This window comes from Pseudomonas sp. FW305-7 (genome assembly GCF_058786735.1).
The window spans coordinates 17,319-32,813 of sequence record NZ_JBYSZA010000011.1 but is presented as its reverse complement, the minus strand read 5'-3'; the positions used below and the strand labels follow the sequence as shown (position 1 = coordinate 32,813).

General features: G+C 60.5%; 12 protein-coding genes. 6 read left to right on the top strand and 6 right to left on the bottom strand.

Features of this window, described 5'->3' with window-relative positions:
• Nucleotides 1-42 precede the first annotated feature (42 nt).
• Nucleotides 43-258, top strand: coding sequence for a hypothetical protein (locus AC3WMT_RS15070; RefSeq protein ID WP_103306323.1), 216 nt, complete (start codon nucleotides 43-45; stop codon nucleotides 256-258).
• A 199-nt stretch (nucleotides 259-457) separates the two neighbouring features.
• On the opposite strand, the gene AC3WMT_RS15065 is transcribed toward AC3WMT_RS15070, so the two are convergent.
• Together AC3WMT_RS15065 and AC3WMT_RS15060 are read right to left on the bottom strand one after the other, a co-directional pair.
• Nucleotides 458-1,243, bottom strand: a complete 786-nt coding sequence (locus AC3WMT_RS15065) for a transporter substrate-binding domain-containing protein (protein WP_103306322.1) — start codon at nucleotides 1,241-1,243, stop codon at nucleotides 458-460.
• Between the two features lie 76 nt (nucleotides 1,244-1,319).
• Complete coding sequence (locus AC3WMT_RS15060) at nucleotides 1,320-1,802, bottom strand: hypothetical protein (RefSeq protein ID WP_103306321.1); 483 nt, start codon at nucleotides 1,800-1,802, stop codon at nucleotides 1,320-1,322.
• Nucleotides 1,803-1,967: 165 nt separating this feature from the next.
• On the opposite strand from AC3WMT_RS15060, the gene AC3WMT_RS15055 reads away from it, so the two are divergent.
• Entirely contained in the window at nucleotides 1,968-2,633 is a 666-nt protein-coding gene (locus tag AC3WMT_RS15055) for a ribonuclease T2 (RefSeq protein ID WP_103306320.1), read from the top strand.
• A gap of 171 nt (nucleotides 2,634-2,804) precedes the next feature.
• On the opposite strand, the gene AC3WMT_RS15050 is transcribed toward AC3WMT_RS15055, so the two are convergent.
• Nucleotides 2,805-3,323, bottom strand: coding sequence for a hypothetical protein (locus AC3WMT_RS15050; protein ID WP_371919334.1), 519 nt, complete (start codon nucleotides 3,321-3,323; stop codon nucleotides 2,805-2,807).
• Between the two features lie 53 nt (nucleotides 3,324-3,376).
• Here AC3WMT_RS15050 and AC3WMT_RS15045 point away from each other — a divergent pair, with 53 nt between their 5' ends.
• Complete coding sequence (locus AC3WMT_RS15045) at nucleotides 3,377-4,945, top strand: diguanylate cyclase (protein ID WP_103306319.1); 1,569 nt, start codon at nucleotides 3,377-3,379, stop codon at nucleotides 4,943-4,945.
• 185 nt (nucleotides 4,946-5,130) lie between these two features.
• Here the strand turns inward: AC3WMT_RS15045 and AC3WMT_RS15040 are convergent, their stop codons facing one another.
• The gene (locus AC3WMT_RS15040) at nucleotides 5,131-5,421 is read right to left on the bottom strand and encodes a hypothetical protein (protein WP_103306318.1); all 291 of its coding nucleotides are present in this window, start codon (nucleotides 5,419-5,421) and stop codon (nucleotides 5,131-5,133) included.
• A 178-nt stretch (nucleotides 5,422-5,599) separates the two neighbouring features.
• Between AC3WMT_RS15040 and AC3WMT_RS15035 the strand changes: the two genes are divergently transcribed.
• Complete coding sequence (locus tag AC3WMT_RS15035; protein WP_103306317.1) at nucleotides 5,600-6,040, top strand: carboxymuconolactone decarboxylase family protein; 441 nt, start codon at nucleotides 5,600-5,602, stop codon at nucleotides 6,038-6,040.
• Nucleotides 6,041-6,110: 70 nt separating this feature from the next.
• Here the strand turns inward: AC3WMT_RS15035 and AC3WMT_RS15030 are convergent, their stop codons facing one another.
• The gene (locus AC3WMT_RS15030) at nucleotides 6,111-7,703 is read right to left on the bottom strand and encodes a DHA2 family efflux MFS transporter permease subunit (RefSeq protein WP_103306316.1); all 1,593 of its coding nucleotides are present in this window, start codon (nucleotides 7,701-7,703) and stop codon (nucleotides 6,111-6,113) included.
• A complete protein-coding gene (locus tag AC3WMT_RS15025; RefSeq protein ID WP_103306315.1) occupies nucleotides 7,700-8,818 on the bottom strand; it encodes an HlyD family secretion protein in 1,119 nt (372 codons plus the stop codon). The genes AC3WMT_RS15030 and AC3WMT_RS15025 overlap by 4 nt, the downstream gene beginning before the upstream one ends.
• A 289-nt stretch (nucleotides 8,819-9,107) precedes the next feature.
• Here AC3WMT_RS15025 and AC3WMT_RS15020 point away from each other — a divergent pair, with 289 nt between their 5' ends.
• Nucleotides 9,108-10,835, top strand: coding sequence for a ShlB/FhaC/HecB family hemolysin secretion/activation protein (locus AC3WMT_RS15020; protein ID WP_103306314.1), 1,728 nt, complete (start codon nucleotides 9,108-9,110; stop codon nucleotides 10,833-10,835).
• 113 nt (nucleotides 10,836-10,948) lie between these two features.
• Nucleotides 10,949-15,415, top strand: a complete 4,467-nt coding sequence (locus tag AC3WMT_RS15015; RefSeq protein WP_103306313.1) for a hemagglutinin repeat-containing protein — start codon at nucleotides 10,949-10,951, stop codon at nucleotides 15,413-15,415.
• Nucleotides 15,416-15,495 lie beyond the last annotated feature (80 nt).

Sequence of the window (15,495 nt, the reverse complement as noted above, 5' to 3'; positions counted from 1 at the left end):
TGGCACAAGATCGTCGCTTTTTATCCCGAGGGGAATCGTGCCATGCGCCTGAATATCGTCAAAGTGCTGTTGATTGCTGCTGCGGTGTCGGTGTTGAGTGCTTGTTCGGGGGCAGGCGGGTTGACGACGACCAGTTGTTTTTCGGCGGATTGTCAGTCGCTGGACGGGCGTAGTAATGCGACGACGCTGAAGTTCGGCGGGAACAGTATTGGCAGCAGTCTCAATCAGTACAGCTCCGGGATGCTGCATGACGATTGAAGTAGACGGATGAATTGTGGCGAGGGAGCAAGCTCCCTCGCCACAGTTTCGGTGGCTTCACTGAGAAAGGGGGGCGCTTCGCGACCCATCGGGGATAAATCCCCTCGCCACAGGTTCAGTGTTCTTACAGATAGTGCTTGAAGAAACCTGCCATTTTCTCTATCGCCGGGCAGCGAGGCCAGTGAATCGCTGAAAAAGCTCACTGAGGCAGCGCAATCCATTCGCTCAGGGTTTTCTGATATTTCCCGGTGACCTTGCTCAGGTGCAGCCACTGATCGACGTAGAGTTTCCAGCTGATGTCATCGCGTGGCAGCAGGTAAGCCTTCTCGCCGTACTGCATGTATTGGTGCGGATTGACCGCGCACAAGCCGGGTTTGAGCTTCTGCTGATACAGCGCTTCCGAGGCGTCGGTGATCATCACGTCAGCCTTGTTGTCGAGCAGTTGCTGGAAGATCGTCACGTTGTCGTGCAGGGCCAGTTGCGCTTTGGGCAGGAAGGCGTGGACGAAGGCTTCGTTGGTGCCGCCGGCCGGTTCGACCAGGCGCACGTTGGGCTGGTTGATTTGTTCAATCGTCTGGTACCTGGACTGATCGGCGCAGCGTACCAGCGGGATTTTGCCGTCGGTGTCGAGGGTGTTGCTGAAGTAGGCCTTTTTCTGCCGCTCCAGCGTCACCGAAATCCCGCCCATGCCGATGTCGCACTTGCCGGCCTGCATGTCCGGCATCAGGGTTTTCCAGGTGGTCTGCACCCATTCGACTTTGACGCCGAGGCTGTCGGCCAGCGAACGGGCCATGGCGATGTCGATACCTTCGAAATCACCGTCGTCGCGTTTGAAGGTGTAGGGCTTGTAGTCGCCAGTGGTGCAGACGCGCAATTGGCCTTGTTGCTGGATGCTGTCGAGGTGTGAGGTCTGTTCTGCTGCCTGAACGCTGAAGGTCAGGGGCAGGGCCAGCAGAGTACCGAGCAAGAGTGTGGTTTTTGTCATGTCCGTCGGGCTTCAAAGGGATCGGAGCGAGAAGTTAACCACGTTCTCGGCGCTGATCCCTATCGGCGAAGTGCGCCTACAAGCCCAAACCTTCCTGCACCACCTGCAGCAGATTGTTTTCCGTCAGCGCAATCGCATCCAGTTCCTGCCCGGTTTCAACGGTCTGCAGCCACCAATGGCTTTCGCCGTGTTCATCGACGGTGCGCAGCAGGTAAGTGTTTCTGTCTGGCAGGGTGATTTGCACGCGTCCGGCGCCATCTTCGGTAAAGCGGGCGATGGGATCAAATGTCAGGCTTTGGTTGTTCGCTTCTATGACCAGTTGGTCGATGGCGTAGTCGTGGGATTCGCCATCCGGGGAGGTTTCGCATATGTGCGTAGGATTGCGTCGAATCTTCAGGCCGACTTCGGTCACCGGTTGCAGCCATGCTTCGATGCGGTGGTACAGGTCGTAGACCTGCGCCGGCCAGCAATCGATCTCCAGTTCCGCGCAGGTGATGTCGTCCGCGTGGGTGTGCCGGGTTTGCTTGAGCTTCGCGGCGAGTTCGTCTGCTTTACTCATTTCAGATCCCTGTGTTTGATGTCTGCCTGTTAATCGTAGACGTTTCAACGGGGTAGGGCGTTGCCTTGCGTCATGCGCCTGCAACACAAGCGTGTCCAAATCACCGCTGACCACGTCTGGTCAGCAACGAAAACCACGGACGCAGGCGTCCCAAGGAGCGGGTACATGAAAAAGCTGTTTACAATTTTGGCGGTGATTGCGCTGACGGCCGGTAGTATCGGCCTGAGTTCGGCGCGGCAATCGCAGTCGAGCAAAGCGCAGGCGGAATCGGTGGCGGGGGTGTTCGATTACTACCTGCTGACGTTGTCCTGGTCGCCGACTTTTTGCCTCACCCACAAGGACGACGTGCAATGTTCCGGCAAGGGTTACGGCTTTGTCCTGCACGGTTTGTGGCCGCAATACGCCAAGGGTGGCTGGCCGGAATCCTGCCCGCCGCTGACCACGCTGTCGGCGGCAGAAAGCAGCAAAGGCCTGACGCTGTTCCCGACCAAGAAGCTGCTCGATCACGAATGGTCGAAGCACGGCACCTGCAGCGGCCTCGGTGCGATGGGTTATCTGGATGCGGCGGATAAAGCCGTGGGCGCGGTGAAAATTCCTCAAGAGCTGCAACCGTTCAGTACTTCGTATTACTTCGAGGCGCAGGAAATTTCCGATCTGTTCCGCAAAGCCAACCCGGGGATACCGGCGGATGGCATCGCAGTCATTTGCAGTGGTCCGGAGTTGTCGGAAGTGCGGGTATGCATGGGCAAGGATTTGCAGTTTGGCGCGTGCGGCAAGGGTGTGAAGACTCAGTGCCGGGCGGGGGATATTCGAGTGCCGCCGTCGCGTTGATTTGACTCAAAGTCGAGAAGACAAACACTAAACTTGTGGCGAGGGAGCTTGCTCCCGCTGGGGCGCGAAGCGGCCCTGTTCTTTTTTAAAAGCAGGGGGCCTGCTGCGCAGTCCAGCGGGAGCAAGCTCCCTCGCCACAGGGTTTTGGTATACCGGAGTATTTTGCCGCTCTTAGCGCTGTTTACAGGCGTCCAGCGCTTGCTGATCTTTCAGGTCAGTGGCAATGCCTAACCGATATTTGCAGTAATCAATAACCTGGCGCTTCTCTTCGTCGTCAAGCTCGGACAAATGCTTGTCGTCCCTTTCATACGCAAAAATGTTCACAAAGTGCATTTTCAGTGTCGGGTGTTTCTTGAGAAAGAAGACCTTTTCGGGATCGGCATCTTCCATCTTTTCGTAATAACCTACGAACAGTGCCGCAGCCAGTGCGAGCGCTGCAAAAAATATCAGAGACCTCATAAGCAGGGCGGCCGTAGTGTGCTGAACAATGGGCGCCTTGAAGTGGTTATCGCGGCAAGAAGCCAAAACTCTATCAGTGTTTGCTCCGGGTTTTCGCGAGCCTGACGGCATACGTTCAAAAAAAAGTTGTTCAAAACAATCATCCAAATGCTCACCGCGCCGATAGGTATGGAATTGGGCGTGTGCCGATGCCACTTGTTTGCCGTGTACATCCGCGTGAACTACGCTCACAAAAATAAGGGTTTCGGGCTCACGCCCTTGTCGTACCTGCCCAGGACACGGTTTTGCCTATCCCCATTCACGATCCACATCAGGCTCCCGGCACGCTTAAACGTCTGCCGCTACGCAAAGCGGCGGCGCTGTTTATCGTTGCGGTGTGTCTGTGCCTGTTCGGTTTGCTGTATCTGCAACTGGAGCAGTCGCGGCGCCAGGATCTGGCGGTGGCGCAAATGGCTTCGAGCAACCTGACCCGGGCGATGGCGCAGCAGGCCGAGGACACGTTCCTGGCGGCAGATCTGGTGATGACCAGCCTGGTTGACTGGATTCAGGACGACGGTTACGGCGCGGCGCAGCGGCCGCGTCTGCAGAAGACCCTTGCCCGTCGCGTGCAGCAATTGAATCAGTTGCACGGCATGTTTCTGTTCGACCGTCAGGGTCAGTGGGTGATTACCTCATTTGCCGATCTGCCCCGTGGCAATGGCGTGGCTGATCGCGAGTACTTCAAGTTTCACCAGCAGAATGCCACGACGGTGGCGCACATCGGCCCGGCAATTCGCAGCCGCGAGAACGGTGAATGGATCATCCCGATCTCCAAACGCGTCAATGACCGCGCCGGCAATTTCCAGGGCGTGCTGATGGCCGGGATCAAGATGGCGTACTTCGACCAGTTCTTCGAAAGCTTCAGCCTTGACGACAACGGCATCATGTTCCTTGGTTTGACTGACGGTACATTGCTCGCGCGGCGGCCGTTTGATGAGTCATTGATTGGCACGTCACTGACCCAGGGCGAGATCTATAAAAAGCTGTTGCCCAACGCTGCGGCCGGTACGGCGATGATCAATTCGGTGGTCGATGGCATCACTCGTTTGTATGGCTATCGGCAACTGGCGTCGTACCCGCTGGTGGTGTCTGCCGCGACTTCGCGGGACACGATTCTCAAGGGTTGGTACGAGCGTGCGTTCCAGTCCTGCGTGCTGGTGGCGCTGGTGATTCTTGGCGTCGGGCTGTTCGGCTGGGTGTTCATCCATCAGGTGCGCGATGGCGAAAGGATCGAGAAGAACCTGCGCAAGGCACAACGGGCGCTGGAACAGATCGCGACCCACGACAGCCTCACCGGGCTGGCCAATCGGCGCCTGTTCGAACGCTCGCTGGAGATCGAGTTTGCCCGGGGCGCACGGCAGGTCAGCCCGGTCAGCCTGATCATGCTCGATATCGATTTTTTCAAGCGTTATAACGACGCCTATGGGCATGTGGCCGGCGATCAGTGCCTGACCCAGGTTGCGCAAGTGCTGAGGAATTGCTGTCAACGCAAGTCGGATCTGGCGGTGCGCTATGGCGGCGAGGAGTTTGCGGTGTTGTTGCCCGATACCGACATCAACGGCGCGCTGGCGATTGCCGGGCAGATTCGCCGCAGTGTGATCGACAAGCGCATCACCCACAGTGGTTCACCCACCGGTTATCTCACCGTAAGCCTGGGCTGCTATGCGTTTATCCCCAATGGCAATGACAACCCGGAGGTGTTTATCCAGCGGGCGGATGCGGCGTTGTATCAGGCGAAAAATGCCGGGCGCAATCGGGCGGCGGTGCTGTCGCTGGATGGCGGCATCGGGGAATTGATGCGCTCTGACCGCTGAATGACAAACCAGCACAAATACTGTGGGAGCTGGCTTGCCAGCGATAGCGGTGGGTCACAATGAGAAAAGGCTGGCTGAGCCGACGCCATCGCTGGCAAGCCAGCTCCCACAGGGGGTTTCATTGAGTCCGGATTGGTAACTCAGAAACCTGTGGGAGATTTTCACCACGGATGGCTCTTGTTCGTTCAGCCGCCCGTGCCACCGCCTGCACCGCCCGTGCCGCCACCCGCCGAACCGGTGCCACCACCGGCACCCGAGCCCGAGCCGCTGGCGCCGCCATTGGTGCCGGTGCCGCCGCTTCCACTGTTACCGCCAGAAGGCGCGCCCGGGGTGTTGTCCGGTGGCATGGTCGAGCCGCTGGTGGCGCCGGATTTGGTGCCGGTGGCATCAGCGCCGTCGTTGGCCGCGAAGGTAGCGGCGGAGGCCGTGGCCAGCAGGCCGGCGAGCAATAACGAAGTAAGTTTGCGCGTGATCATGGTGCGTCTCCAAAAAGGGGATTTACCTGATATTGGTCTGACGCACAGAAGACTTGGTGCCGACAGGGTGACGAGCGGTCAATCGAGTGGCCTCCTGATCTTCTGGAATATTGGCTATTTGCCGAACCACTCGCCGGGACTAACGTAGTCACACATTCACTTGCCCCGGAAACCCGCCATGAAAGCTCGCACCGATTTCTACACCGCTTCCCCGGACGCCATGAAAGCGATGATTGCCCTGGAAACCGCCGTCTCCAAGCTGCCGCTGGAAAAGACTCTGATCGAACTGGTCAAACTGCGTGCCTCGCAAATCAATGGCTGCGCCTTCTGCATCGACATGCACACGGCTGACGCGATCAAGGGCGGTGAAACCCCACGTCGTCTGTTCGCGGTGACTGCCTGGCGTGAAGCGCCGTTCTTCAGCGAGCGTGAACGCGCCGCGCTGCTCTGGACCGAATCGCTGACCCAACTGAGCCTGACCCACGCCCCGGATGAAGACTACGACGTCGTCGCCGCGCAGTTCACGCCGAAAGAAATGGTCGACCTGACCGTCGCGATCAGCACCATCAACAGCTGGAACCGTCTGGCGGTAGGCTTCCGCAAAACCCCACAGATCTGACGCCAAACCGCAAAACAAAACTGTGGGAGCAAGCCCGCTCCCACAGGGTCAAGCAGCTTCGCGATTCAAGTTAATGTGCGTCGGCACTCGGCGCGGCCGGTGGTTGTACCTTGCGCATCAAGGGCACCATCGCCGTGGCGATGACGAAGCACACCATAATCATCAGAAAGGTGTCGCCGTAGGTTTGCGTTTGCGCCTCGCGGTAGGTCAGCAGCCATAACTGGCGCAGGCTGGCGGTGACGCCAATATCACCGCTCTGGCCCAGCGCCGCGAGGTTACCGCCGACCTGCGTCAGCCACTGATTCAGCGCCTCATTGCTGCTGTTCAGGTGTTCGGCCAACCGAGTGAAATGCAGGTTGGTGCGATCATTGAGAATGGTTGCGCACGCCGCAATCCCGATCGCACCACCGAGGTTGCGCATCAGGTTGAACAAGCCCGACGCATGCTTCAGACGGGCTGGCGCCAACCCACCCAACGTCAACGTCACGGCCGGCGGCACCGCCAATTGCTGGGCAATCCCGCGCAAGGCTTGCGGCAGCATCAATTGCCCCGCGCCCCAATCGTGGGTGATCGGGCTGAACTCCCACATCGACACCGCGAACAGACCCAGGCCGATCATCATGATCCAGCGCAAATCCATGCGATTGGCCAGAAAGGCATACAGCGGAATCGCCATGATCTGGAACACCCCGGTGGAGAAAACCGCGAGACCAATGTCCAGCGCGCTGTAGCCGCGCACCCGCCCGAGAAACAGCGGCGTCAGATAAATCGTCGCGAACAGGCCAATCCCGGTGACGAACGAAAAGAAGCAGCCGAGGGCGAAATTGCGGTCCTTCAATGCGCGCAGATCGACGATCGGATTGGCCACGTGCAAGGTGCGGCCGATAAAAGCCAATCCCGCCAGGCCGCTGATCCACGCGGTGGTCAGGATGGTCTGGTCACTGAACCAGTTCCAGCGCGGGCCTTCCTCGAGGGTGTATTCGAGGCAGCCGAGAAACAGTGCGAGAAACACCATGCTCAGGTAATCCGCGCCCTTGAGCAGCGACAGTTCCGGCTGATCGATTTTCACCAGCATCGGCACCGCCACGGCGACGAAAATCCCTGGCACCAGGTTGATGTAGAACAGCCAGTGCCACGAGGAAATATCGGTGATCCAGCCGCCGATCACCGGGCCCAGTGTCGGTGCCAACGACGCCACCGCGCCGATGGTCGCCGCAGCAATCACCCGTTGTTTGCCGGTGAAGAAAAAGAATGCCGTGGTGAACACCAGCGGAATCATCGAACCGCCGAGAAAACCTTGCAGTGCGCGGAAGGCGATCATGCTCTGGATGTTCCAGGCCACGCCGCAGAGCAGGCTGGCGAGGGTGAAACCCACCGCTGAAGCGCAGAACAACCAGCGCGTGGAGAACACCCGTGACAACCAGCCTGACAGCGGAATCACGATGATTTCGGCGATCAGGTAACTGGTCTGCACCCACGCGGTTTCGTCGGTGCCGGCGGAGAGGCCGCCGCCGATATCACGCAACGACGCCGAGACGATCTGGATATCCAGCAGCGCAATGAACATGCCGATGCACATCGTCGCGAAGGCGAACACCTTGGTCGCGGTGGTCATGTCCGCCGCGTTGAACGGCTGCGCGGGAGCGGCGAGGGTGGCGCTCATGGCGCGACGGCCACGGCGCTGGTTTCAGGCTGGGCGCGGGTGTCGACTTCGGCGGTCACCGACAGGCCCGGACGCAAGTGGCCGAGCACGCCATCGGCCGGGTCGAGGAGGATGCGCACGGGTACGCGCTGGACGATTTTGGTGAAGTTGCCGGTGGCGTTTTCTGGCGGCAGTACGCTGAACTGCGAGCCGGTGGCCGGGGCGAGGCTGTCGAGGCGGCCATGGAATTCCTGGCCGGCCAGTACGTCGGCGCGGATGCTCACGCGCTGGCCGGGTTTCATCCGCGCCAATTGGTCTTCCTTGAAGTTGGCATCGACCCACAAACCGCTGGCCGGCACCACCGACAGTTGTTGCGAGCCGGCCTGCGCGTAGGCGCCGACACGTGCGCGGCGGTTGCCGATCACGCCGTCAACCGGCGCGCGCAGTTCGGTGTAGCCGAGGTTCAACTGCGCCAGATCGCGTTCGGCGCGCGCTTGCTGGAGGGCGGCGCGGGCCTGTTGTTTTTGCGTATCGATCACTGCGAGTTGGCGTTGTGCGGCGAGCAATTCAGCCTGGGCGCGGGCGCTCAAGGCTTGAGCGGTTTTGAAGGTGGCGTCGGCGCGTTGGGCGCTTTCTACCGAGACGGCATTGGTGGTCACCAGACGTTTGTAGCGAGCGTTGTCGTCCCGCGAGCGCGCGGTTTCGGCACCTGCCGCATCGATGCCGGCGCGGGCCTGACCGATCACCGCTTGCTGAAGTTGCTCGGTGGCGTCGAGGTTGGCCAGCAGCGCCTCTTCGGCAGCCACCGCGCCCTCGGCTTTGGCGAGGTTGGCGCGATAGTCGCGGGCGTCGAGGCGGATCAAAACATCGCCAGCCTTGACGTGTTGGTTGTCGCTGACCAGCACCTCTTCGATGTAACCGGCGACTTTCGGCCCGATCACTGTGACGTCGCCACCGATGTAGGCATCGTCGGTTTCCTCGAGAAAACGCCCGGCGCCCCACCAGTGCACGGCATACACCGTGGCAAACACCAGCGCGATCAAACCGATGCCGGGAATCAACAAGCGTTTAAGCAGCGGCGGTTTAGTCTTGACCGGGACAGCGAGGTCAGGTTCGAGGGTGGGCATGTTGGTCATGGCGTAATACCTGCGGGAACGGGTCGTTATTACGGATGTAATATGACGTAGGTAATATTTGGTGGCAATTTATTTTTGGCACCGATCGTCAGATGGCTCGCTGCGCCTTTTACCTAGCGCAAATTCAATTCATAGGGGAAACCCTGAGACGCGCCTAGCCCCTGTTTAATCAATTGTTTAAGAAGTGTAAGCACGGTAGGAAGCGTCTTGCATTTGTGAATAAGGGCTCCGACTATCACGATCATTGATAGGGTGGCATTACGCCATTTGATGATCGCAAGGATATTGCGTGCCGTATTCGCTTTGCGCTGCTTCTCGTCGTCGTTCCACGCGTTGCCCGCTGTTGTCGGCCTTTGTGTTGAGTGTGTGTGCCTCCTCGCTTGAAGCTGCCGAACCTGTCGCGCCGGGCCAGGAAGTGTTGCGCCAGCAGCAACAGCAACAGCGCGATCTGCAACAACTGCAACTGGAACAAAGAAAGCGCCAACTGGAACGCGGCTCGTTCGGTCCGGCACCCGCCACGCCGACGATGCCGCAAACCGTCACCCCCGATGAACGCTGCTGGCCGTTGAGCGGCACGCGTATCGGCGGCGTGACGCTGATCGACAGCGACAAACTCAACGCACGCATCAAACCGCTGCTGGCACCGTGCATGGGCGTCGGCCAGATCAATCATCTGCTCGCCACCATCACCGCGATCTACGTGGAGAAGGGCTACATCGCCAGCCGCCCGTATCTGGCAAGCGCTCCGGCGGCAGGGCAGTCGCTCGACATCATGGTCGACGAGGGCTACATCGAGTCCATCGAACTGGCCGATCAGAGTCTGCCGGTGTCGCTGGGCGGTGCGTTTCCGGGGATGCTTGGCGGGCCGCTGAACCTGCGTGATCTGGAGCAAGGCCTCGACCAGTTGAACCGCCTGCGTTCTGTCGATCTGACCGCCGACATCGCCCCCGGCAGTCAGCCCGGCGCCTCGCGGATCATTCTGCGTTCACGCACCTCCGGGCAGTCGCGCTGGGCCTTGAATGCGGGGTTCGACAACCTCGGCAGCGCCAGCACCGGGCGCGACCGCGATACGCTCAGCCTGAGCCTCGACAGCCCGCTGGAACTCAACGATCTGTTGAGCCTCAGCGCCAGTGACACCTTGAATCAGGGTGATCGTTACAGTCGCAACGCCAGCCTGTATTACGCGATTCCCTACGGCTACTGGACCTACAGCGTATTCGCCAGCCACGCCGAATACCGCGCGCCGTTCAAACTGCCAAGCACGACTTTTCACAGCACCGGCATCACCGACCAGGTCAGCCTGCGCGCCGACCGTGTGTTGTGGCGCGACCAGAGCCGGCAGCTCAGTGCCAACCTGCAATTGGCGCACAAGGACGTCGACAGCTATCTGGAAAACGTGCGGCTGGGCATTCAGAGCCCGACCCTGACCGTGGCCGAAGCCGGACTCAACCTGTTCTGGCTCGACCGTGCGGTATGGAACCTCGACGTCAACTACGCCCAGGGCCTGCGCTGGTTCGGCGCCGATGACGACTCGCGGCAGCAGATCAACAACCTGCCCAAGGCGCAGTTCCACAAGTACCGCGCCAGCCTCAGTCAGTGGCGCAATGGTCAGTTCGGCGCGCAGACCTGGCAGTGGCAGAGCCAACTGAATTTGCAGTACAGCCCGGACCCGTTGCCGGCCATCGAACAACTGCTCGGCACCGACGATTCGGCAGTACGCGGCTACCGCGTCAGCAGTGCGTCCGGTGCCAGCGGCGCGATCTGGCGCAACACATTGCGTCTGCCGTTGCGCAGCGAGTGGCCTGTGCAGATGACGCCGCGTATCGGCCTCGACCACGGCTATATCAAGGCCGATCACGGCGCTCAGGGCCAACGCCTGAGCAGTGCCAGTGTCGGGCTGAATCTGGGCTGGAAAAACTTCAGTGTCGATGTCGATTACCAGCGTGCACTCAACACGCCGAACGGTCTGCAACATGAGCCTGAAACCTGGCTGATGCGCGTCGGTTTGCAAATATGAGCGCTACATAAACCAAGAATGCAGTGAACAAACAGCCGTTGGATCTGAGCGTGACAGCCACGGCCAAGACTAAATCGCGCGACGTGATGCCGTACTCACATGGAGACGTTTTTATGCCAGCACACACCTTTGCATTTCATCTTTCGCCTCGGGGCAAATTGCGCTGGGCAATTGCCAGCCTGTTCTTCGCCGTGCACCTGCCGAACGCGATGGCCGGCGGTGTCGTGGTCGCGCCGGGCCCCGGCGGCACCGCGCAATTGCAGACCCAGGGCGGTGTGCCCATCGTCAACATCGTCGCGCCCAACGGCTCGGGCCTGTCGCATAACCAGTTCCTCGACTACAACGTCGACCGTCAGGGGCTGGTGCTGAACAACGCCTTGCAGGCCGGGCAATCGCAACTTGCCGGGCAACTGGCGGCCAACCCGCAACTGCAAGGGCAAGCCGCGAGCGTGATCCTCAACGAAGTGATCAGCCGCAACCCGTCGGCGATCAACGGCGCACAGGAAATCTTCGGTCGTCCTGCCGATTACGTGCTGGCCAACCCTAACGGCATTTCGGTCAATGGCGGCAGTTTCATCAACACGCCGAACGCCAATCTGGTGGTCGGGCGCCCGGAATTGAACGACGGCAAACTGCAAGGTTTGAACACCCGTGACGCCAGTGGTCAGTTGCAGATCCAGAGCGGCGGCCTGCGTAACGCCGAGGGCTCGATCAACCTGATCGCCCCGCGTATCGACAGCCAGGGCGCGCTTACTGCCCGCGATCAACTGAACCTCACGGTCGGTCGCAATCAGGTTGATTACGCCAGCGGCCAAGTGAAAACCGTGGACCCGGCGGGCAACACTGGCGATCAGCGCATCGACGCCAGCCTGTTCGGCGCGATGCAGGCCGGACGCATCAACATCGTCAGCACCGCTGAAGGGGCAGGCGTGCGGGTTGGCGCAGTGCAAGTGGCCGGGCGTGATGGCGTGCAGATTCGTTCCGCCGGTGACCTCAATGTCAGTGGTGAGGCCGTGGCCAACAGCCTCGAGGTGACCCGTGCAGGCATCCGCAGCAGCCAGGGCGATGTCGGTTTGCACAGCGGCAAGGACCTGACCCTGGCGGCCACCGATGTCAGTGGCCGCGACGTCTCCGTCGATGCCAAACGCAACCTGACCTTGAGCACGGTCGAGAGCCGCAAGCTCCAGGAAAAGCGCGAGAACTGGAACAACAGCACCATCGGCATCACTTGGGAAACTTACGACCGCACCCAGACCGACAGCGAATCGCGTCAGCACGGCAGCCAGATTATCGCTAGCCGCGACGCGACACTGTCCGCCGGCAAGGACGCCGAACTCAAGGCCGCCAAGGTTGAAGCAGCGAAGAATCTTGAGGTGAAAAGCGGCGGCGATCTGCGCCTGACTGCCGCCACCGAAAGCCACACCCAGACTGATCAGGGCAATCACCGCAAGCACCTGTGGAAAGCCGACTGGAACACCAGCAGCGAAGAGCAGCGCAGCATCAGCAGCCAGTTGAAGGCCGGCAACATCGCCCTGCAAACCGCCGCTTTGTTGCGCTCCGAAGGCGCCGAGCTGAACAGCTCGGGCGACCTGCAACTGGCCGGCAAACAGGTGGAAATCACCACCGCCACGCGCACCAATCGCAGCAGCGACAACCGCTATTCCGGTGATCTGGTCGGCGGTGGTTTCTTCGGCAAGACCGGCGATGCCGACAAGGGCCAGACCCAGCATCAGGGCAGCAAGATCAACGCCGCCGGCAAATTGCTCGTCAAGGCTGACGATGTGCGCATCAGTGGCAGCCAGGTCCGGGGCGGCACCGAAGCGAGTGTCATCAGTGACAAGGGTTCGCTGGTCATCGACGGCGTGCAGGACACCTCGCACAGCAACAACCATGACAAGGACAGCAAGTTCTTCGGCATCACCAAGGACGAGTCACGCCAGAACGCCAAGGACAGCACCACGGTGCGCAGCGAACTGGTGTCCGACAGCAACCTCAAGCTCAAGAGCGCCAAGGACATCGAGGTGGCCGGCTCGACGGTCAAGGCGGGCGGCGCGCTGACGGCGGACGCGGCGGGTGATGTCAACGTGCATTCGGCGCAGAACAGCCACGACAGTACTGACAGCACGCAGACACGCGGCTTCGATGCTTACGCCAAAGAGCAGACGCCGGAGCAATATCGCGCCGGGATTCATTACGAAGACAAGCAGCAGACCGTCACTAAAAACGATGTCACTCAGCAAGGCTCAAGCCTCAGCGGCGGCACCGTACAGGTGAAGGCCGGCGGCGATCTGACCATCAAGGGCGGCGAGGTGAAATCCACCGCTGGCGATACCAGCCTGAGTGGCAAGAATGTCTCGTTGCTGGCGGAAGAAGACAGCCACAAATCCTCCACCGACAAGACCAGCAACGGCGGCGGTTTCTACTACACCGGCGGCCTCGACCGCGCCGGCAGCGGCGTCGATTTCGCCCACGGCACTTCGCAGGACACCACGAGCAAAACCACTGCGCAAACCAGCAGTGTGCAGAGTGCCGGTGGCCTGACCATCAATGCCGACAAACTCGTCACCGAAGGCGCGCAGGTCAAGGCTGGCAACGGTCTGAACATCGCGGCCAACGAAGTCGACAACCGCGCGGCGAGCAACACTGAAAGCAGCACTCACACCGAGAGCAACTGGTCGGCGGACATCGGTGCCAACGTCGAGTACAAAGACATCGCCCGACCGATTGCCGGTGTCGTCAAAGAGGTGTTGAACGGCAAGGTGCCGGACAAGGATGCGCTGAGCAATCTGGGTCAACCGAACGTCGGTATTGACGTTGCGATCGGCCATGGCAGCGCTGATAAAACCGAGCAAAGCAGCAACGCGGTGGTCAGCCGTTTCGACGGCGGCAGCGTCGATGTCAACGTCACCGGCACCTTGCGCGACGAAGGCACCCAGTACAACGCCAGCGCCGGCAAAGTGAACATCAGCGCCGACAAACTGGTCGCCGATGCTGCGAGTAACACCCACAGCAGCAGCGACAATGCAGTCGATGCCAAGGTCGATGTGCGCGTCTACACCAAAACCGGTGAAGACGTGAACGTCGCCGGCAGCGGCGCGGGCGGCAGCAGCCAATCGACCAAGGACAGCTCCAGCGCGGTGGTTGGCGGTTATGCCGGCAGCCAGGGCGTGAACATTAAAACTGCCGGTGACGCACAGTTCGAAGGCAGCCGATTCGACGGCGGGCAGGGCGGTGTCAACATCAAGACCGGCGGCGATCTGGCGCTGAATCAGGCCACCGACCGCCAGCACAGCAACGAGTCCAGCCTGCGCGGCAATGCCTCGCTCACAATCGGCACCTTGCCGGGCACCGACGGCACCAACGTCGACCTCGGCGCTGGCTTCCAGCTCGATCACACGGGCAAGCAAACCACTGACACTCAGGCGCATGTCGCGAGCATCAGCGGTAACGGCGTGCAACTGAGCAGCGGCGGCAATCAGATTCAACAAGGCACGAAGATCGACAGCGCTGGCGCCATCGATTTGCACGCCGACGGCAAACTCGATCTGCAAGCCGCCACCAATACTCACGACGCCACCGGCAGCAATCTCGGCGGCGGCTTGAAGGGCGGCGGCAGCAAAACCAGCAGCGAGAAGAACCGTGATCAGGGCGGCAATCTGAGTGGCAACTTCAACATCGGTCGGGTCAACGAGCACGCGCAAACCCTCACCGGTGGCCAACTCAGCAGCCAGAACGGTATCGCCCTGAGTGGTGATGCGGTTCATCTGCAAGGCACTCAAGTCGCAGCGCCAAGCGTAAACGTTGATGCGCAGAAGGGCGGCTACGTGCAGGAGTCGGCGCAGTCCACCGACAACCGCAACAACTGGAATGTGGCGCTGAATGCCGGTGGCAACCTGAGCAGCAAAACTCCGACCGCGGCCGATGAAAAGGCCAGCAGCGACCACGGTTTCAATGCCGGAGCCAAGGTGGGGGTGGATTACCTGCAGGGCACCACACAGCAGAACAGCCAGATCAAGGCTGACACGGTGGTGCTGAACAGCGCGGGTGATGCACAGCTGTCGGGTGCGCGGATCGAGGCGCAGAATGTCGGCGGCAAGGTTGCCGGTGACATGACTGTCGAAAGTCGTCAGGACTCGCAGACCCATGCCAAGGTCGACGTCGACCTGGGCCTGACCGCGAAGAAAAATCCACCGAGCGACAAGGAAAAACTCGCCGGCACCGATTACAAGCCAACTCTGAAAGCGCAGGGCGAATACGCGCACAAGGACAGCGTCAAGCAAGCCTCCGGCATCAGTGCCAGCCAGGGCGTGAACCTCAACGTCGGCGGCGCCACGCAACTGACCGGCGCGCGGATTTCCTCGTCTGAAGGCAAGGTTGATCTCGGTGGTTCGAAGGTCGGCAGCACTGATCTGAGCAACCTCGATTACGGTGTAAAAGCCGGGCTTGATCTACCGCAGAAGAAGGAGGAAAACGCACCCAAGGTTTCCTTTGAAGACGGCAACCTGAAAGTCGGCCCGGTCACCCTGAGCGGCCATCTGAATGGCCAGCCTCTGCAAGCCGGGATCGACGAGAAAGGCTAAAAACCATCGGTGGTGGCTGCACACGAACCTGCATCCACCACCAGCCAACCCTGTGGGAGCGGGCTTGCTCGCGAAGGCGT

Excerpts from the sequence above, each read along its gene's own strand:
- AC3WMT_RS15070 (WP_103306323.1), top strand. The coding sequence starts at position 43 with ATGCGCCTGAATATCGTCAAAGTGCTGTTGATTGCTGCTGCGGTGTCG.
- AC3WMT_RS15065 (WP_103306322.1), bottom strand. The coding sequence starts at position 1,243 with ATGACAAAAACCACACTCTTGCTCGGTACTCTGCTGGCCCTGCCCCTG.
- AC3WMT_RS15060 (WP_103306321.1), bottom strand. The coding sequence starts at position 1,802 with ATGAGTAAAGCAGACGAACTCGCCGCGAAGCTCAAGCAAACCCGGCAC.
- AC3WMT_RS15055 (WP_103306320.1), top strand. The coding sequence starts at position 1,968 with ATGAAAAAGCTGTTTACAATTTTGGCGGTGATTGCGCTGACGGCCGGT.
- AC3WMT_RS15040 (WP_103306318.1), bottom strand. The coding sequence starts at position 5,421 with ATGATCACGCGCAAACTTACTTCGTTATTGCTCGCCGGCCTGCTGGCC.
- AC3WMT_RS15035 (WP_103306317.1), top strand. The coding sequence starts at position 5,600 with ATGAAAGCTCGCACCGATTTCTACACCGCTTCCCCGGACGCCATGAAA.
- AC3WMT_RS15030 (WP_103306316.1), bottom strand. The coding sequence starts at position 7,703 with ATGAGCGCCACCCTCGCCGCTCCCGCGCAGCCGTTCAACGCGGCGGAC.
- AC3WMT_RS15025 (WP_103306315.1), bottom strand. The coding sequence starts at position 8,818 with ATGACCAACATGCCCACCCTCGAACCTGACCTCGCTGTCCCGGTCAAG.
- AC3WMT_RS15015 (WP_103306313.1), top strand. The coding sequence starts at position 10,949 with ATGCCAGCACACACCTTTGCATTTCATCTTTCGCCTCGGGGCAAATTG.